The following is an 18,028-nucleotide window of genomic DNA, read 5'->3' as shown; positions in this document are numbered from 1 at the left end:
AACCACTTGGACAAGCCGATACATCTCCCTAAAAATCTGCGCAGGTACAAGTCGATCTGTTACATGGTGACCTGACCTGCCGGTTTGTTCTTTTTCGGTTTGCCCTTGGTGCTGCGCGTCTCTGCATCGCTCTGTCCAAACCTGCGCTCCATATAATGCACCAGGAAGCTAAGTGGTAGTGTCAGCACCAGATAGAACAGCGCAACAATGGTGTACACACTTAGCGGCTGGAACGTATCCGAGTTAACCAAGTCGGCAAAATACATAAGATCCATACCGGCGACAACGGCAAGAATGGATGAGTTTTTGACCAGATTGATGAACTGGTTGCCGATGGACGGCAATACAATCTTGATGGCCTGGGGCAGAATGATCAGGTTCATGGCCTGTACATAGGACAAGCCGGAAGACCGTGCTGCTTCCAGTTGTCCACGCGGCACCGTCTGAATGCCCGCTCGGATCGCTTCGGCAATGAAAGCGGCGGTGTAGATGGTCAGACCCAGAGTACCGGAGACAAACCCATCCAGCGAAATGCCAAGTGCAGGCAGTCCAAGATAGAAGAAAAACACAACCAACAGCAATGGAATGTTTCGGATAAATTCCACAAAAGCCGTGCCGATCCAATTCAGAGGTTTCACAGGGGATATCCGAAAGATAGCCAGGATTGCGCCAAGGATAAAGCTGCCAATGAGAGCCATAATGCTCACTTGAATGGTATTCAGGAACCCTTCCAGAAAACGATCCGAGTGTCGCATTAGTACGCTGAAATCCAATGTGCCCATATAGGCGAAGCCTCCGTTCTCCAGATGTAGAAACGGCGATTACGTCTGCTCATGCTTCGCATCCAGCAGACGAATTCGCCGCTTACCTATCTTAATTCGGGTTACTCGGGCTTAGAGCCCAGCCATTTCTCATGTAAAGTGTCATATTCCCCGCTGTCTTTCATGCTTTTGAGCAGCGTGTTGACTTCCTCCACGAAGGCAGTGTCGCCTTTGCGAATAGCCATACCATAAGGTTCGCTTGTGAAATTGCCACCAACCAATTGGAAGCTGTTATCCGTCTGTTGCATGCCGATGAGGATGATGTTATCTGTGGTCAGCGCCTCGCCTTTACCTGCTTTGAGAGCAGTGAATGCATCCTGATAGTTATCGAATTCAAGCACCTCAGCATCCGGGGCTTTCTCGCGAATATTCTGAGCGGATGTGGAGCCTTTCACCGCGAGTACTTTCACCCCGCTGAGGCTTTCCAGGCCGGTAATCGCACTGTCGTTTTTCACCAGCAGGGATTGGCCTGCTTCAAAATAAACATCACTGAAATCCACCTGTTCCTTACGCTCATCCGTAATGGTCATCGTGGCGATGATGATGTCGATGTCTCCATTTTGCAGCATGGGAATACGTGTCTTGGAAGTGACCTCTTTCAGTTCAACCTTTGTCTCATCTCCAAGGATCTGCTTGGCGAGTGCCTTGGCGATATCAATATCGAACCCTTCAACGTTGCCACTTGCGGGATCTTTCAAGCCAAACAGCTTCGTATCGTATTTCACACCGGCAATGAGCTTGCCGCGTTCCTTAATCCGCTCAATCGTGCCTTTCGCCTCGGCGTCACCACCACCGCTCGCTGAAGGTGTATCTGTACCTGTACTACAACCTGACAATACAAGGGAGAGAATGAGGACAAGCATAAATGATGGCCATTTCAATAATTTCTTCATGAATCAAGACCCCTTTCAAAATGGAATAGTGGATTATTCTCAATGATGAATCAGACGGCTCAGGAATTGCTGTGCTCGTTCTTCTCTGGGGTTGTCAAAAAATTCAGCAGCGTTGGCCTCTTCTACAATTCGGCCTTCGTCCATGAAGATGACACGGTCCGCAACTTCGCGGGCAAATCCCATCTCATGGGTAACAACGACCATGGTCATGCCATTGTGGGCAAGGGAACGCATCACATCGAGGACTTCCCCGATCATCTCGGGATCGAGTGCAGAGGTCGGTTCGTCAAAAAGCATGATTTTGGGCTCCATGGCAAGTCCTCTGGCGATGGCTACCCGTTGTTGCTGTCCACCGGACAACTGGGAGGGATAACTGTCTGCTTTGTCAGCAATGCCCACCCGGGTCAGATACTTCATAGCTGTTGCGGCTGCCTGTTCTTTGGGTTGTTTGCGCACCTTCATGGGTGCAAGGGTAATGTTATCGATGACTTTTTTGTGAGGATAAAGATTGAAGTGTTGAAATACCATGCCGATGTCACGGCGGAAGAGGTTAATGTCCACCTTTTTCTGATGTAGAGGAATCCCACTGACGACAAGTTCACCTTCGGTAATGGTCTCCAGGCGGTTAATACAGCGTAGTAACGTACTTTTGCCGGAGCCGGAAGGTCCGATAATGACGACGACCTCTCCTTCTTCAATGTGAAGATGGATATCCTTGAGGACATGAAAATGACCGAAATGCTTCTGGACACCCCTAAATTCAATCAAGAGTACACCCCATCCTTTCTGCAACGTCTGTGTGTAAAAGGAATAATAAGGAATAAATTGAAACTAGTTATTTAATCATACATAGTCATCCTGCTTATGGCAATTGGTTTGTGATAAAACATGACATAAGTAATGGGTTTACTAGGGCTATAGCCAGAAAATATGTTATATATCTGTCATGTTATTAAACCCCTTGTGACGAATCCTGACAGAAAAATGAATCTATTCTCCTAGTTGTTTTCCAACCTTTGGAATAGTTGTATAGAGTATACTGAAAGTGATGTTTGATTTATGACTCTGATCATAAAAACAAATAGCATCAAGTTCCACGTGTACATGGCAAGAAAGCTCAACCCTACACGTCATGCCATTGATATGATGGAGCGAGAGAGCGTCCGTTTGAACGTAAGTAAGGAAAGCAAAAGCGATGTATTGATCCCATAACAATTCCATTACATGTAGAGAGGATGATTCTGCACGATGAATACATATCACTCCCCAGTGTCGACAGGAGCAAATGCCCAGTCCGATGTTCGAGCTTATGAAGCCAATTTGCCTGTCATTCCTGCTCAGGATTTTCAGCTTACAGACTATGGAGCTGTTGGAGACGGCGTAACAGATAATACGGAGATGTTCCGACTTGCCATCGCGTCATGTGCTGAAGCAGGAGGTGGGAGAATCGTCATTCCTGCCGGGGTATGGCTCACAGGCCCGATTGTAATGCGCAGCCGTATCGAACTACATGTGGAAGCAGGGGCACTGGTTACATTTAGCCGAGATTTTGATCAATACCCATTAATTGCATCAAGCTTTGAAGGCTGGCAGGTGGTACGTTGCCAATCCCCGATCGATGGTGATCAACTGGAGGATATTGCGATTACTGGTGAGGGGATATGGGATGGGGGCGGGGAGGCATGGCGTCCGGTGAAACGCTCCAAAATGACCACTTCACAATGGAACCAATTGGTCGCTTCCGGTGGTGTTGTAGAGCAATCCGGCGGAGATGAAGGAATCTGGTGGCCTACCACAGCTGCACTTGAGGGCGGTACTATCGCGAATCGGTTGCATCAGGAGCAGGTACGTGATGTCGCTGCCTATGAAGAAGTCAGAGACTTTTTGCGTCCCAACATGGTCAGCTTGCGCAGATGCAAACGGGTATTGCTGGACGGTCCAACGTTCCAGAACTCGCCTGCATGGAATCTGCACCCCTGGGCATCTGAGCATGTCACCATTCGTAACGTGAGTGTGCGAAATCCGTGGTTTTCTCAGAATGGAGATGGGCTGGACATTGAATCCTGTCGTCATGTAGTGGTGGAGAAGAGTGTATTCGATGTCGGTGATGATGCGATCTGTCTGAAATCAGGCAAGGATGCCGAAGGCCGTGAACTGGGTCTTCCATCGGAGTACATCACTATTCGGGATTGCACGGTGTATCACGGTCATGGCGGGTTTGTAATTGGCAGTGAAATGTCCGGTGGTGTGCGGCATGTGCGTGTGTCGGATTGTACGTTTATCGGCACGGACATCGGACTTCGCTTCAAAAGCGCACGTGGGCGCGGCGGAGTGGTTGAGGACATTCAGATTGAGCGCATATATATGAAAGATATCATTATGGAAGCGATCTCGTTTTCCTTTTTCTATGCAAATCAGGAAGGGTCTGCCCGGGGCAGTGATCTATCTCAGGAGATTAGCGAAGAGACGCCAGTGTTCCGAGATATTCGAATATCGGATGTGGTCTGTGCCGGTGCCGACACTGCGTTGCTTGTGAGTGGATTGCCGGAACAGCCTTTGGATGGCGTGATCATCCAGCGTTACAACGTGCAAGCTCGCAGTGGTATCCAATGTGCTCATGCAAAACATCTGCATATCGCTGAATTGCAGGCGCAGATCACTGAAGGTCCGCTGGTTCATTTGCACCAGTGCAAAGGGGCAGAATTAGAGAGCATTCAGGGCAAAGGTGCAGATGGCCGACTTCTGATGGTGACCGGACACGAGTCCGCAGGCATTGTATGTCGTGAAGGCGATGCTGACACAGACGGTCGTCAGATATCTGTGGGTCCCGAGGTGCGAAGTGGCGTGATCATTCGCAGGTAAAATGTATGTAGTAGGGTTATACAAGTTGGTCCAATTCAGCCGTAGTGGTGCAGCCTATAGATCCATTAATCGTGATGCCTTTTGATATAAGGAGTACGTAATCTCTGGAGCAAGGTTACCCACTCGGCTTTTATATGAAGTTATCTGAAGATCTACCGGTGTTCCTTGCGATAGCGTAGCGGTGTTGTACCGGTAACCTGTTTAAATGTTTTGTTAAAATGAGCCGTATGCTCAAATCCTACCTTCTCAGCGATCATCTGGACACGCTCTTGTGTGGACAGTAATCTTCGTTGTGCTTCCCGGACACGAACAACCCGCAAATATTCGCTAAATCGAAACCCGGTAAACCGGCTGAACATTCGGCTCAGATAGGATGGACTGATATAAAAACGATTGGCTGCACCCTCCAGTGTAAGTGGTTCGGTATAGTTTTTATTCACATAAGTGACAATTTCACTGATTTTGTCCTGCATTGGATGCAAGGGACCGGGGCATGACTTCCGGATGTCCTCCTCTACCCGATGAATACGGATCAAAAGTTGGGCAAGCAGACTTCTTACGGCGATCTCATAGTGAGGGCGTCGCTCTTTGCATTCTTGCAGCATCTGCCACAATATACGCTCCATCTCGGGCTGTTCCGCTTCAGGCAGGCGAAGGAGTCTTGAACAGTTAAAAGGCAGTAGACCACATATGCCAAGTTCCATCCCCGTTGCAAAAGCAGGCGAAAAACCGATTAGAATTCGTTCGAAGCCGGGAATGCTTCCTTTGGAGGTGGTATGTACATCGTGTGGATTAATCAGAATAAAATCACCCTTGCGGGCGGACAGAATCTGACCATTCATGGAATACACTCGTTCACCTTCAAGTAAGTAATACAGTTCGTAGAATGGATGAGCGTGAGGTTGTGGCATACCGTTCCCATCATGTCTTCGCATATGTTCAATGGTAAATGAATGTTCACCGATTCGATATTTGGGTCCAATCCGATCCTCTATGAGACTCATGGTACAGCTCCCCTCTGCTTCACGGATTAACAACGATATCCATATCATAACGGAAAATCCATCTTTTTGTAAACGCTATCATTGGAAATGAAATATTTCTTTAATCCTATCGTTAAATACCCAGAGAACGAATCTGGCATGACCCATATGTGCTGTCAAGGTGACAAAACTTGAATGATGTTTTAGAGTAGGGGGAGAGAGGCGAAACTCTGGTTAAGGAGTGTCTCCAATATGATTTGGAAGGAAGGAAACAGGTTATGACGACACATGAATTATCGCCATTGGTTGCTGCGCTCAATATGCAGCCTCACGTTGAAGGCGGTTGGTATAAGGAAGAATGGAAGGCATCTTATCAGATTCCACAGTCCGTTCTGCCGGATACATACTCCGGCCCACGATTCTCGGCAAGTTCCACGTATTTCCTGCTGCACGCACATGAAATCTCCGAGTGGCATACGGTTCTGTCCGATGAACTTTGGCTGTGGCACAGCGGCAGTCCAGTTGAACTGAAGCTGGGTGGCAACGGGGAGAACCCGGAGAACGAGGAAGTTCTTGTTCTGGGGATGGATATTGCTGCGGGGCAATCACCACAGGTGCTCGTTCCTGCCGGCGTATGGCAGACAGCACGTCCGCTGGGCGATGAGCCTGTACTGGTAACTTGCGTAGTAGCGCCAGGTTTCCACTTTGATGATTTCAAGCTGGTATCCAAAAGCGAATAGGTTTTGATATTTTGAAAATCCCGATCGGAGATGCTCAGTGCATCCGAATCGGGATTTTTTTGGATCGAGCGTATTAAGTATGCTGAGGTCTATGCCCAGTTCAGGGATGTAGGATTCCCTTTTGAATCAGCATCACTTTTGGCAATGACTAATCACTTCGGATTCTCGTTACTCATCCAGCTGTCCACATAAAACTCCTCATGATAATCCGGTTGCTGAGCGAGTTCTTTGAGCTTCTGTTCAGCTTCTTCAGCGGTAAGATATTCTCCAATAACTGCTGTGAACTCACCAGTGGACGTTTTGAGGAAAGAGATGTCCTCATCCGGATAGGATTCTTTCATTATACCCATCGATTCTCCAAAAGGCATTGATTCTGTGCGGAGAGAGTATACCTTCCGAGGTGTGACCGGTTTGCCGTCGGAAGTCAGTTTCACTTCTAGGTATCCAGGGTTCTTGAATTCCGTTACGGCATACTGTACCCCTTCTTTTAAAACAACTACGAATCCGACGGAAGAGTCGTCTAAAATCATGGAACCATAAACATCTTTCACTAAAGGCTGGGTCATGAAGTCGGCTTTGACTTTCTCTATATCCATGTAACGTGCACCGCTAAAAGTGAAGAGGATACGATTCGGTGCTTCTTTGTGTACTACATTATAATGGGGTGCATCATTAGTCTGATCTTGCTCGTCGGTGCTAAAATTGATTTTAAGCGTATTTTCGGTTGCTTCCGATCCCACAGTTACTCCATCGGTAATCTTGCCTCCATCGCCAAATTGCAACACCTGAACAATAGAGCCGACCACAGGTATTTTGACCATGGCGTTTGCGACAGTAGGAATGTTGACTATGAACAGAAAAGCAGCACATGCTGCCAGAATGGAAGCGTAGCGAATGATACGGGAGGAGCTTTTGCGAGCGACAGCCTTTTGCTGGGCTTGATTAATAACATCTGTAAGTTGAGCTGGAATTTCAATGTTTTCATAACGTTCTTTTCCTGTCATAGATCTCCAACCTCACCTTCGATTAAATCCATTTTTAATTTGTTGATAATCCGATAGAATTTTGACTTAACGGTATTCTCCGACAGGGAGAGCACTTCAGCGATCTCCCGGAAACGCATATTACCAAAGAATTTTAATATAATATAGGCTCTTTCCTCGGGGATAAGCCGGTCCAGTGCGTCATATAAATCCATTTTTTCTTCCAGCGACGCCCCTCGCTCTGGAGCCACAAACTCCTGCACATGATCCTCCATATAGGTGACTCGCTGGTTGCGTCGAATGTGATCTATCGCTGTGTTAATCACAATTCGTGACATCCAGGAATCAAAATAAGTCATGGACTCCATCTTTCCATAAGCGATGTACCCTTTATAGACCGCTTCGGATACGATATCCAGCGCTTCTTGTTCATTTTTAACATAGCAGTATGCGAGTCGATATAATTTATTTTGAATCTCTGTTATTTTTTCACTGAACTGTTCTTCTTTTGTTTTTCTATGGTTCAGTCTAATCACTCCTGATCCCCCCTGATCAACCTAAATATTCAAGTCACCGCTTGTTCCAGGCCTGGATTCTATATAAGTGCTTGAGTTCGCTTGACACTCGTTAGACTGATGAGGAGACAAAATAGTTGTAACGGTCAAAAAAATTTTTCTTTCGGCCCTGAATAGGATAACGAACCTCGCCTCCATTCTTATCAACGAATAGTTTGCCTATAACATCACATACCAAAACACCCGCTCTTCCAAGATCGAAGGCGGGTGTAATCGAATTAATCTGCTTATATTAGAAGTTAAAGTTGTCTGGATCAGAACCAAAGCGTTTGTTCTCGTTCAGGCCGTTAATCTGCTCTACTTCTTCCGAAGTTAACTCAAAATCGTAGAGATCGGCATTCGCGCGAATACGCTCAGGCGTGACGGATTTCGGTATGGTCACGATGCCATTCTGCAGATCCCAGCGCAGAATCACTTGTGCCGGGGACTTGCTGTATTTGGCTGCGATGTCCTTCAGCAACGGATGATCCATCAGATGACCTTGTCCGAGCGGAGACCAGGCTTCGATCTGAATCTGATGTTTGTTGCAGTACTCACGAAGCTCTGACTGAATCAATAGTGGGTGAAGCTCCACCTGATTAACTGCTGGTTTGATCGTGGCATCGATCATTAAGTCTTCCAGATGGTGAATCTGGAAGTTGCTCACACCGATCGCGCGGATGCGTCCTTCTTTATGGAGTTTCTCCAGCGCTCGCCATGTATCTTTGTACTTGCCTTTAACCGGCCAGTGGATAAGATAGAGATCCAGATACTCCAGTTCGAGTCGTTTCATGCTGGCTTCAAAGGCAGCTAGCGTGGATTCATATCCCTGATCACTATTCCATACTTTAGTGGTAATGAACAGATCCTCACGAGCTACTCCAGATTCACGAATACCCTGAGCGACACCTGTTTCGTTGTTATACGCTTTGGCTGTGTCGATGCTGCGATAACCAGCTTGAATGGCTGTTTTGACAGCATGAACGACTTCGTCTCCGTCTTTAACTTTGAATACCCCAAAACCCAGCCATGGCATTTTGACTCCGTTATAGAGCGTGGTTGTGTCCTGCACGTGTTTCATGGTCCGAAATTCCTCCTCTTAATTGATTCATTGTTCCACTATGTAATTACCCTGCTGTTCAGCAGCCAATCGATATCGAAGGGCCGTCTTAATTGATTATACTAAAATCTTCCTGGTCTTGGAAAAGGGAGTGATCCATTTTACGAAGTAAACGCCGTTATTATCCTTTTTCTTCAACCAGAGGTTTGGTTTTGACGCTTGTGGGTGATAAGATGAAGTATACGATATATGGAAGTCAAGACTTTGCTATGGAGAGTTTACATAAGCATTTTGCATAAATCCCATGAGTGTCTTCCAATCAGCAAGATATAGATTGAAATGATCCTGTTCGTCTATATCTTGTACCCGTGAGCGTTTAGAATCGAATTATGCAAGATGCCGACATAAGAACAGACGAAGTGCGGAATCGGACTATTCCGGACCGTGCGATTTAATCATAAAGGAGAAAGAATACAATGGCTAAACCTAAACAAACCAAAAAAGCAGCTGCTTGGTCTCTCGTAGTAATGGGAGCGGGATTTGCTGCATCCTTGCCGTTCCAGGGCGTTCCCGTGGGCAAGTTGCTGGTAGGATCATTTGAAGCGGGACTCGTGGGTGGACTTGCCGACTGGTTCGCCGTTACCGCACTATTCCGTCACCCGCTGGGTATTCCAATTCCGCATACAGCTTTGTTGCCAAAAAATCGGGATAAAATGACGGAAGGTCTGGTCTCCGCGGTAGAGAATAACTTGCTCAACAAAGACAGCATTACCGAGAAAATTGCAGATTTCAAAGCAGCAGAGACGGTGCTCGATACCTTGACACGTGAGCTTCACAGTGACGGGATCAAGATCATGATTGATACGCTCTGCAAACGAATTCTGGCTGGTCTGCCGTTAGAGCAGATTGCTCCGCTCGTAGCACGTGAGATCAAGTCACAAGCGGGCGCCTTTGATCTGGGTCCGATTCTGGAACGAGCTGCCCACCAGATGACAGAGCGGGGTTACGACGCCAAAGCGCTGGACTACGGACTGAAGCAAGCCGAGGAGTGGCTGGTTAAGCCCGAGACGATCATGTTTTTAGGTGAAAGCGGCATGAAAGCCATCAGTGGCATTCAGATGAACGGATTGATGCAGTTTGCGATGAATGCGTTCTTGGGTTATATGAACGAGGAGCGTCTGGGTGGCATTTTACAAGGATATCTCTTCGATCGGGTAGAGGATATGAAACGTGAAGGCAGCGCTCTAAGGTACAAGGTGCTTGATATGGTACGTACCCAGACGGTGCGTCTGGCAATGAGCGAGGCTATGCAAGATGGAATCAACAACTGGAAGAACAATATGCTCGAGGGCTGGAACGCAGAGGAAACGGTGCTGAACAAACTCACCGAACTGAGAGACAAGGCGCTCGCCGCGATGGAAGATGGACAGTATGTAGATACGTATGCACTGCCTGCCATTGAGCGGGTATTGGTTGATCTGCGGGCAGATGACGAGTTGATGACAGGCATGAATGCCAAGATCGTAAATGGCGTCACAACACTGCTGGAGAAAAATCATTCCAAAATCGGTAAACTGGTACGCGAAAATGTGGACAAAATGGACAATGCCACTTTGGTTTCGATGATTGAGGATAAGGTTGGACAGGATCTGCAATGGATTCGGATCAACGGAGCTGTTACCGGATTTGTTATCGGGATTGCGCTGACTGCGCTGCAAATGGCATTGGCATAAAAGTTCAACATGGCAGAAATGAGGGCCGCTCTTTACGAGAGCAGGCTCTTTTTGCCGTGGAAGGGAAATACGAAATACTTTAAACATTTATGATGCAAAATTCAGGAAATCGGGTAATATACACGCGAACACGCGTATGAATCATATAGGAAGAAAGATACATAAAAACGATGCTCTCAGCCGATGTGGTCATGTTGATTTTGTACTATGATTCAGTTAACAGAAGCAGAAGGCATGGGTAATGATCCTGATTCATTGGGTGCACATATACATTGAAATCATAAGAAGAAGGTGATTGGTATGAGGCCAATACAAAAAAAGGTATGTGTATTCTTACTAATTGTGCTATCTATCTTTATTTTGGGAGGCTGTCAGAACATGAAAGAAAGTGAGAAACAGGCACTTTTTCAGGAAGCAGAGGCGAAAGCGGTCAAATATTTCAAAGACAAGTATGAGATGAATGTTGTTATTACCAGCAAGGAGTTGCTACCCGAAATGGCACTGGACTCGATTGCAATGGAAGGGCATGTGGTAGAGCAGGAGGATCAGGAGTTCACTATTTCCTATGACTATAATGATAAAAAAATCAAAAATTTTGGAATGAGCCCTGCAATCAAGGCAGCCATCATTGAGAAAGGCTACGATCCTTTTGCCAAGTAGATTGTATTGAATTTTGGGAGGTGAACATAACATGGGAGATACACCACGAATTGATGATGAAACATACCGTCTGATGTCGGAACTGGCTTACGAAAATGCCAAAGCAGGCACCGAATATGCGAATCTACCAGGATGGCAAGTGCTTGAGGATACCCATGGCAACGGTTATTCCGGGTTTGACGCAGTGACTTTTTACAATCAGGAAACGGGGCAGGCGGTCATTTCTTACCGAGGAACAGAAGGAAGTGCCGGATGGGATCGTAAAGGGCTTGATTTTCTGGCGGATGGTCAGATTGCGATCCCCGAACTGGGCAGAAAAATTGAACAGTCTACCGATTTTACACCCGATTGGTTATCAGGTGGAATCCAAAAGGTAAAAGACGTCACTGGACTGACCCATTTGGATAATGCTGTGGGTGAGCTGGATAGGCAGATTGATAAAAAGCTGAATCCTTTTCCGAATCAAATGTACGAAGCAGAAGACTATGCGAAGGATATGCAGAACAAATACAAGAATTTGGACTTCTCTCTGACAGGGCATTCACTAGGCGGTGGAAATGCTCAGTATGCAGCAGCCCATACGGGAATGACGGCAGTGACCTTTAGTGCGCCATCTGTAATATCCAGCTTAACACCATCACTGAAACGCAAGGCAGAAGAGGGTGGATTCGATAATCAGATCGTAAACTTCGGTCACCCGGGTGACTTTGTTGCCAGTGGATTCTTTGGTGGCTATGATCGTCATGTGGGTTCCATGTATTACATCAACTCTAATTACAAGGACATGAATGACAACATGAGCATGGGGGATAAGATTGGTAACACCTTTGGTGGGAAGGAATACCACGACCTGAAGCAGTATCAGTTCGAGAATGGTTATATTTCCAATGATCTATACGACCCTACCACTGGTGAGAAAATCAATAAAACTCCCCGTGAACCTTCCAATATCATGACGGAGCTTGCGGATATTATGCGTAGCTTTGGTGTGCAGACCAGCAAGATGGTTGCAGGTGTCGGTTCAGTGGGGGGAGCTTCTGGACTAATTCAGGTAACGCCGGAAGAACTGAAAAGTGTCGCTTCACGGTGGAAGCAAAATGCACAACAGTGCAATGCGGAGCTGAATCAGGTGCGAACCCGCATGGCCCAATATCTGCATACAAGCCGCAGTCGCAGACTGGAGCCAATTGTCACCCAATTGGACGCATCCATTCATGAGCTTGGCACATGGCATATGAAACACACCAGCCAGTTCCTGAACTTTATTGATGAGAAGGCGGATGCCTTCCGGCAGGCTGACGAGAGTCCGGTTCATTTTTAATTCGGATTTCTGGGTGGCTAGCGTTGATATCACGTACATAGGGGAGGGGAACACGAGTGGGTGGACAATTGCTGGTGGAATTGAATGATCTTCGGATTGCGGAAAAAGAACTGACACAGCTTCTTGCCCGTCTGCAAGCCGATGAGCAAGAAGCGCGGGCGCTATACAGTCGGCTAAACGATTGGAAAGGCCAGTCCGCAGATCATACAAGACAGCAGATTGAAGAGTTTTTTGCGGGCCTGTCCAAACGTATTCAATCCATTGAACAGCAGAAGAAAAGCTTGCTGCAATATATTGAGATCATGATCCAGACGGATCAGGAACGCTAAAGAGTGGTTTGGCTGATGCCATATTGCGGATGGCAATCAGGGTGGATAAGAGTGTGACTGTGGAGCGGCATGATTAGTGCTTTAACCACGTATTGTAAAGAACATGGGTAGCCAATCAAGATGATGATAGCTAAAAAGCCTATGGCACATCGGGTTTGATCCCGTATGCCATAGGCTTCTTTGTTATCTGAATTTTTCTCAGGTTTTCGTAAAACTGTAAGTTAGTTCTTAACGTTTTTTGCGACGTGTAGCCAACGCAATCCCCAAGAAGGACAAGATCAGGGCCAGAATGGATACGATCAATGTTGCTTGTTGAAGCTTCAGTGTACCCGGATCTGTATCCGTGTTGTTTGGCTCACCTGTAACGGTGTCATTAAGTGCATCGCCCAGCGTGGTGTCATCATTTGCTTTGCTATCGTCGGTAGCTGCATTATCCCCAGTGGTTCCTTCTGTACCTGCACTATCATGTCCGCCACCTGCCGCAGCATTATCAGCAGCAGCCGGATCTTCGCTAATCGTCGTGATACTGTGCGGGTTGGCGTCACTTGGTTGGCCTGTCCATTCTACGATGCTACCATCACTGTAGTATTGGAAGGCATCCCAAGCTACTTCAGCTTCCCCCTTAGGGTTCTGTGCAACGAAGTTGAACTGCTGGAATTGTCCTGCCAGAATCCCTTCGTTATCGCCGTCAATTTCCCACGTAATCGATGTTACTTCATTGGAATCGTTTTTCTCTGTAGTGATTTTCCAGCCTGCCAGTGGTTGATATTGCTTGAATGCAACACCTTCCGGAACTTTCATGGTGATTTTGGTTGTAGGCAGTTCTTTCTCGGATGGAATCTTAATCGTGTACGTCTGCCATGCGCTTGTCTGTGCAACGGATGGGCTAACGGTAACGTGAGCGCTCGCGAATCCGGCGAATAACATGAATGCTGCGGTACCTGTTGCGATAGTGGATGTTAGTTTGGAAATCCATGATGTTTTCTTCAAAATAAATAACCCCTCTCAGTTCTTATCATATATGATGCGGCCCATTTTCTTAAATGAGTGTCTACGTTCTGCAAAGGCCGTTTCGGTTACGAATGGTCTTTCGAGTGATTAAAAAAGCAGGTTACACTTGCTACTTCGATGACAGAATAACCTTCCGATCGCTGTTATCCCCAGATTTTTTTGATTCCCTTTTCTCAAAGGGAAAATCCGGTGATAAAGGCGAACGCTTCGCTTTTTCAGGTTTTTTCTGTCCTCTCCGTTCTTGTGTAGATCAGAAAGCTTTTAGCTTCGCTTCTCCAGAATCAATTTCGTTCCCTTCACTACATTTGCAGTTTGTAGAAACACTAATTTTAGATTGGGTCACTTTTCAATTTGATCTTTGTGTAACTATGGCTTGGCGGTGTCGATCTCAAATTCGGCATCCAGTGCATCCAACGTTTTGGTCAGAAGATGTACCTTGATATTCCAACGTCCAGGCATGGAGATGTAATCTTCAGCCTTGTACACACCGGTGTCGTTTTTCGGAATGGTAATCTCATAGATCCCCATATCCATGTCCAGATGTGTGAGTGACAGTGTGATCTGTTCCAGATCGTTAACGATACTTCCATCTGCTCGTTTCACATCGACTTTAAATTGGTTCTCTCCCGTTACATTGGGACTCACCTGAAGTGTGATCGCCGAGCCATCTTCTGTAGTCTTTGTCTCCTGATACGGTCCGACCGCAGCCGGTTGTCCTGGAGACAGGTGTGTCAGTACGGCAGCAAGAGCGAGAATCACAGCACCAGTAGCAAGCTCGGCTTTCAGGCTGCCGGATAATCTGCTTCCCGTTGCTGCTCTTGCTAATCTGGCATGACGCCATGCAAAGAGAACCATCACAATCAGCAGAACGATCTTGCCGATCAGGACAAGGCCATAGGCTGTAGTGAACAAGGAGGTGAGCACAGGTGCTGGTAGAATAATCAGACTGCTGTATATTCCTGTAGCAACCAGAGCGGCTACGGCGCCAATCCCCCAAGCGGTAAACCTGCGAATGGCAGTCCAGTAGACTTCTCCTCGCACCTTCAAAGGTAGCTTGTCGGCGAGTGGAGGCAGACATATCGCCATGGCGGTTAAAGCACCAATCCAGAAGGCTGCCCCGATCAGATGCACGAAGTCCATGGCAATCGCGAGAGCACGTTGATCCGCCGCAGCTGGATGTCCTGTCATGGCATGAGTGAACAGCCATCCAAGCACGAGCACGAGTGACCCGTAAGAAGACCAGATGCGAGCACGGATGGATCGATCACGATCATATCCAGAGAGTATCGTGACGGCCAGCAGCATTACAATGAGTATCTGTAACATCCAGATCTGACCAAATGATGTCAGCTTGAGCGCACTTCCGATTAGTCCCCAGCTTAGCTCGCCCAGAGCCACACCAGATTCATATAACGTATTTAGTGGCAGGCTGATCAGAGCGGCAAAGGAAGCAGCAGCATAGCTGATCCATAACAGTCTGTAGCTGCCCGGAACATCCATAGGTTCTCTTGTCATGGATGTCGGTGCGATTCGCAGCAGCAAGAATGCAAGTGTCCCCAGAATGACAGACAATCCGAGATACTGAATCCAGTCTGTCAGGGATACGATCCATTTCAGCGGCCCACCTGTTGAGCCGGAACCGGATGTAAGATCACTTAGTCCGGCAGGAGAACCGGATGGTTCACCGATATGGAAAACATATGCTCCTTGAATCGGGTGTCCATCGGCAGACACAGCTTTCCAGTTAACGGCATAAGTCCCGTTCCCGAGTCCAGCCCGCAGGCCAGTCTCCAGAATATGAGGGCGATCCACATCAATCTGAACTTTTCCATCGTCTGCCTGAGTACCGTCAGGACCGGTAATTTTGATATCATAAAAGGCCGTCTGCAAGGATTCGTTGAACTCCATTGTCAACCGCTCTGGAGCAGCTACGAGGATCTCATTTTCTCCTGGCGAAGCCTTAACAATATAAGCATGGGCAGATGCCCACTGTGGCATAACAAGGCAGCACACAAGCAACAGGCTGGTGACCAATGCCCAGTGCCGTTTGCCCCATTTCAGGGTAAAGCGTGTAAAAATCAAAAAATCATCACCCTCAGGTTATAGATTTGTAGTCATTCATGGCCTTTAAACACAATCTAACCCATTATAACTTTGTCCAAAATGACTGCGTATGACTACATTGGGCTATAAAAAAACGAATTGTTCTTCAAAATTGTGACAAAAGCATGAATGTGTAAGGTGCAGAGCACCCATCTCGTCTTATGTTACAAATCTCATATTGGTGTGCGATACGTTCGTGCTACCATTCACATATTGTTACGAAGCCACATTATTTGCGAAGCTTACGTCCCGCAAGCCCGCTTTCCAGTGCGTAACGGGTGAGTTGTACCCGGTTTTCAAGCTGCAACTTCTGCAAAATGTTCTTCAGATGATTCTTCACCGTCTGGTCTGAAATACCGAGCTGATCAGCGATCTCCCGATTGGTATATCCCGCGGATACCCATTGCAGAATCTCAAGCTCCCGCGCTGTTAGTGGGTTATCTTGCACATCTTCACTGCGTGGTGCAGGAAACTCCTGCAAAATCCGGTAGGCCAGTTCCTTACTGAGCGGTGCATCGTCACTGACGATGGCGCGCAGGTACTCCAGCCAGGTGGAAGGTGTTAGATTTTTGAGCAAATAACCTTGAGCGCCTTGTTTCAATGCTTCGAACAGAAAGGTCACATCATCCGATACCGTGACCATAACAACAATAACATAAGGGAATCGCAGCTTGATCTGACGGGTGGCTTCCAGCCCATCCATGCCCGGCATCTGCACGTCCATCAGGATCAGGTCAGGCATCCATTGTCCGGTGAGCTCCAGCGCTTCCTGTCCATTCGAAGCTGTACCAATCACTTCAAACAGGCTGTCCTCGGATAAAATGCTACAGATCGCTTCACGCGCATGCGCATGATCATCAACAACCAATACACGTACATGTTCCATACTAAGCATGCTCCTTCCCTATCGTCATTCGTGTATGCCCCGGTCTTGAATCGAGGGTAAAAGACCAACCCATCTCGGCAGCACGCTCCTTCGTAATTCGCAGTCCGTACCGATCCTTCAGATGAAGAGGATCTTCACTTAGTCCATTCCCATTATCCTGAATATAAATGAACCAGGCAATCGGGTTGCCCTCCGCGTGAACCTGAACGTGGGTAGCCTGTGCATGTTTGCGTACATTCAGTAAACCCTCCCGAATACAGGCGAGCAGTTCCACTTGCTCCTTGGCAGAGAAGGTTACACCCCTCAGGTCCCAATGAATCTGTGCACCAGGTACCGTTTCCTTGACGAGCACTTCGACCTGCGCATGCAGTGAAATAATCTCGGGTGCCACGTTAGAGGAAGGAACATAACGCAACTGGGCAATGGCTTGCCTTACATATGTATTGACTTCATGCACGGTTTTTTGAATCTCCTGGATCTCATGCTCATGCCCGCTCCCTGCCAGACTACGGCCCGCTTTATCCGTCTTTACTGACAGCAGGAAAAGAGACTGAGATATGCCATCGTGTAGCTCTCTGGCCAATTGGTCACGAGCTTCCAGAGCTGCTTTCGCGGCACGTTCCTGCTCCAGAGCAGCCCTGGCACCTTCGAGCATGTGGAACAATCGGCTGAGCAGTGTCACGCTGACGAGGTAAACGATGACGGGTGTTAACCAGTTTCCTGCATCCATCGAAAGGTATGGCATCAGAAACTGATGGCGAATATATTCCCAGATGCCAACCGTGAATGTGGGGATCAGCAGAATCATCCATTTAATTTGTTTATAGGACATGAATGCAGAACTCCTTTGATCTAGGATTAGCTTAATAAGGTAATTTATTTATACAGGGATGGGACCATTATAACGCAAGCTTGTCCAAGACCCTAGTCTGTGTCTTTGAAGAAAGCTGGGGAGGATCAGGGAGTATTTAGAAGGATATCTAAGAATGACAAGGGGTGAAATGTTGTCACGCTAGGTGAGGGTTGGTGTGTCCAGCTGAGGAAGGCTGAGTCCGTTTTCCCTATCGGAGAAGGTCCTCTATACTTAAT

17 protein-coding genes are annotated in these 18,028 nt (G+C 47.3%); 6 read left to right on the top strand and 11 right to left on the bottom strand.

Annotated elements, in window-relative coordinates:
* Positions 1-59: 59 nt before the first annotated feature.
* From NSQ38_RS02800 to NSQ38_RS02790, 3 genes are all read right to left on the bottom strand, one after another.
* Positions 60-782, bottom strand: a complete 723-nt coding sequence (locus tag NSQ38_RS02800) for an amino acid ABC transporter permease (RefSeq protein ID WP_339786903.1) — start codon at positions 780-782, stop codon at positions 60-62.
* A gap of 101 nt (positions 783-883) precedes the next feature.
* Entirely contained in the window at positions 884-1,714 is an 831-nt protein-coding gene (locus NSQ38_RS02795) for a transporter substrate-binding domain-containing protein (protein ID WP_017691036.1), read from the bottom strand.
* Positions 1,715-1,753: 39 nt separating this feature from the next.
* Complete coding sequence (locus tag NSQ38_RS02790) at positions 1,754-2,482, bottom strand: amino acid ABC transporter ATP-binding protein (protein WP_051449904.1); 729 nt, start codon at positions 2,480-2,482, stop codon at positions 1,754-1,756.
* Between the two features lie 480 nt (positions 2,483-2,962).
* Here NSQ38_RS02790 and NSQ38_RS02785 point away from each other — a divergent pair, with 480 nt between their 5' ends.
* Entirely contained in the window at positions 2,963-4,576 is a 1,614-nt protein-coding gene (locus NSQ38_RS02785; RefSeq protein WP_339786901.1) for a glycoside hydrolase family 28 protein, read from the top strand.
* A gap of 152 nt (positions 4,577-4,728) precedes the next feature.
* Here NSQ38_RS02785 and NSQ38_RS02780 read toward each other — a convergent pair whose 3' ends face one another.
* Positions 4,729-5,580, bottom strand: a complete 852-nt coding sequence (locus NSQ38_RS02780; protein WP_339786899.1) for an AraC family transcriptional regulator — start codon at positions 5,578-5,580, stop codon at positions 4,729-4,731.
* A 257-nt stretch (positions 5,581-5,837) separates the two neighbouring features.
* Between NSQ38_RS02780 and NSQ38_RS02775 the strand changes: the two genes are divergently transcribed.
* Complete coding sequence (locus NSQ38_RS02775) at positions 5,838-6,299, top strand: cupin domain-containing protein (RefSeq protein ID WP_017691032.1); 462 nt, start codon at positions 5,838-5,840, stop codon at positions 6,297-6,299.
* Positions 6,300-6,451: 152 nt separating this feature from the next.
* Here NSQ38_RS02775 and NSQ38_RS02770 read toward each other — a convergent pair whose 3' ends face one another.
* The 3 genes from NSQ38_RS02770 to NSQ38_RS02760 form a co-directional block, all read right to left on the bottom strand.
* A complete protein-coding gene (locus NSQ38_RS02770; protein ID WP_339786896.1) occupies positions 6,452-7,303 on the bottom strand; it encodes a hypothetical protein in 852 nt (283 codons plus the stop codon).
* Positions 7,300-7,818 carry a sigma-70 family RNA polymerase sigma factor gene (locus NSQ38_RS02765; RefSeq protein WP_339786893.1) on the bottom strand — a complete coding sequence of 173 codons (519 nt, stop codon included), beginning with the start codon at positions 7,816-7,818 and terminating at the stop codon, positions 7,300-7,302. Before NSQ38_RS02765 ends, NSQ38_RS02770 begins: the two co-directional genes overlap by 4 nt.
* Before the next feature lie 271 nt (positions 7,819-8,089).
* The gene (locus tag NSQ38_RS02760; RefSeq protein WP_339786890.1) at positions 8,090-8,917 is read right to left on the bottom strand and encodes an aldo/keto reductase; all 828 of its coding nucleotides are present in this window, start codon (positions 8,915-8,917) and stop codon (positions 8,090-8,092) included.
* Positions 8,918-9,372: 455 nt separating this feature from the next.
* Here NSQ38_RS02760 and NSQ38_RS02755 point away from each other — a divergent pair, with 455 nt between their 5' ends.
* The 4 genes from NSQ38_RS02755 (at position 9,373) to NSQ38_RS02740 (ending at position 12,939) form a co-directional block, all read left to right on the top strand.
* Positions 9,373-10,629: a DUF445 domain-containing protein gene (locus tag NSQ38_RS02755; protein ID WP_339786887.1), complete on the top strand. Its 1,257-nt coding sequence runs from the start codon at positions 9,373-9,375 to the stop codon at positions 10,627-10,629.
* A gap of 378 nt (positions 10,630-11,007) precedes the next feature.
* Positions 11,008-11,289, top strand: a complete 282-nt coding sequence (locus NSQ38_RS02750) for a hypothetical protein (RefSeq protein WP_017691026.1) — start codon at positions 11,008-11,010, stop codon at positions 11,287-11,289.
* A gap of 31 nt (positions 11,290-11,320) precedes the next feature.
* Complete coding sequence (locus NSQ38_RS02745) at positions 11,321-12,610, top strand: hypothetical protein (RefSeq protein WP_338590282.1); 1,290 nt, start codon at positions 11,321-11,323, stop codon at positions 12,608-12,610.
* Positions 12,611-12,666: 56 nt separating this feature from the next.
* On the top strand, positions 12,667-12,939 hold the full coding sequence (locus tag NSQ38_RS02740) for a hypothetical protein (protein ID WP_339786884.1): 273 nt from the start codon (positions 12,667-12,669) through the stop codon (positions 12,937-12,939).
* A gap of 228 nt (positions 12,940-13,167) precedes the next feature.
* On the opposite strand, the gene NSQ38_RS02735 is transcribed toward NSQ38_RS02740, so the two are convergent.
* From NSQ38_RS02735 to NSQ38_RS02720, 4 genes are all read right to left on the bottom strand, one after another.
* Complete coding sequence (locus tag NSQ38_RS02735; protein ID WP_339786881.1) at positions 13,168-13,929, bottom strand: YcnI family protein; 762 nt, start codon at positions 13,927-13,929, stop codon at positions 13,168-13,170.
* 387 nt (positions 13,930-14,316) lie between these two features.
* A complete protein-coding gene (locus NSQ38_RS02730; RefSeq protein ID WP_339786878.1) occupies positions 14,317-16,032 on the bottom strand; it encodes a copper resistance protein CopC in 1,716 nt (571 codons plus the stop codon).
* 250 nt (positions 16,033-16,282) lie between these two features.
* On the bottom strand, positions 16,283-16,939 hold the full coding sequence (locus NSQ38_RS02725) for a response regulator transcription factor (RefSeq protein ID WP_036616682.1): 657 nt from the start codon (positions 16,937-16,939) through the stop codon (positions 16,283-16,285).
* 1 nt (position 16,940) lies between these two features.
* Entirely contained in the window at positions 16,941-17,771 is an 831-nt protein-coding gene (locus tag NSQ38_RS02720) for a histidine kinase (protein WP_339786875.1), read from the bottom strand.
* Positions 17,772-18,028 lie beyond the last annotated feature (257 nt).

The sequence above is a fragment of the Paenibacillus sp. FSL R7-0313 genome (assembly GCF_037969885.1).
Lineage (GTDB): Bacteria > Bacillota > Bacilli > Paenibacillales > Paenibacillaceae > Paenibacillus.
Note: the sequence above shows the minus strand (reverse complement) of the source record. Positions and strands in the feature narration are given on the sequence as shown.

Coding starts and splice junctions, on each gene's coding strand:
- NSQ38_RS02800 (WP_339786903.1), bottom strand. CDS start 782: ATGGGCACATTGGATTTCAGCGTACTAATGCGACACTCGGATCGTTTT.
- NSQ38_RS02795 (WP_017691036.1), bottom strand. CDS start 1,714: ATGAAGAAATTATTGAAATGGCCATCATTTATGCTTGTCCTCATTCTC.
- NSQ38_RS02785 (WP_339786901.1), top strand. CDS start 2,963: ATGAATACATATCACTCCCCAGTGTCGACAGGAGCAAATGCCCAGTCC.
- NSQ38_RS02780 (WP_339786899.1), bottom strand. CDS start 5,580: ATGAGTCTCATAGAGGATCGGATTGGACCCAAATATCGAATCGGTGAA.
- NSQ38_RS02775 (WP_017691032.1), top strand. CDS start 5,838: ATGACGACACATGAATTATCGCCATTGGTTGCTGCGCTCAATATGCAG.
- NSQ38_RS02770 (WP_339786896.1), bottom strand. CDS start 7,303: ATGACAGGAAAAGAACGTTATGAAAACATTGAAATTCCAGCTCAACTT.
- NSQ38_RS02760 (WP_339786890.1), bottom strand. CDS start 8,917: ATGAAACACGTGCAGGACACAACCACGCTCTATAACGGAGTCAAAATG.
- NSQ38_RS02755 (WP_339786887.1), top strand. CDS start 9,373: ATGGCTAAACCTAAACAAACCAAAAAAGCAGCTGCTTGGTCTCTCGTA.
- NSQ38_RS02750 (WP_017691026.1), top strand. CDS start 11,008: ATGAAAGAAAGTGAGAAACAGGCACTTTTTCAGGAAGCAGAGGCGAAA.
- NSQ38_RS02745 (WP_338590282.1), top strand. CDS start 11,321: ATGGGAGATACACCACGAATTGATGATGAAACATACCGTCTGATGTCG.
- NSQ38_RS02725 (WP_036616682.1), bottom strand. CDS start 16,939: ATGGAACATGTACGTGTATTGGTTGTTGATGATCATGCGCATGCGCGT.
- NSQ38_RS02720 (WP_339786875.1), bottom strand. CDS start 17,771: ATGTCCTATAAACAAATTAAATGGATGATTCTGCTGATCCCCACATTC.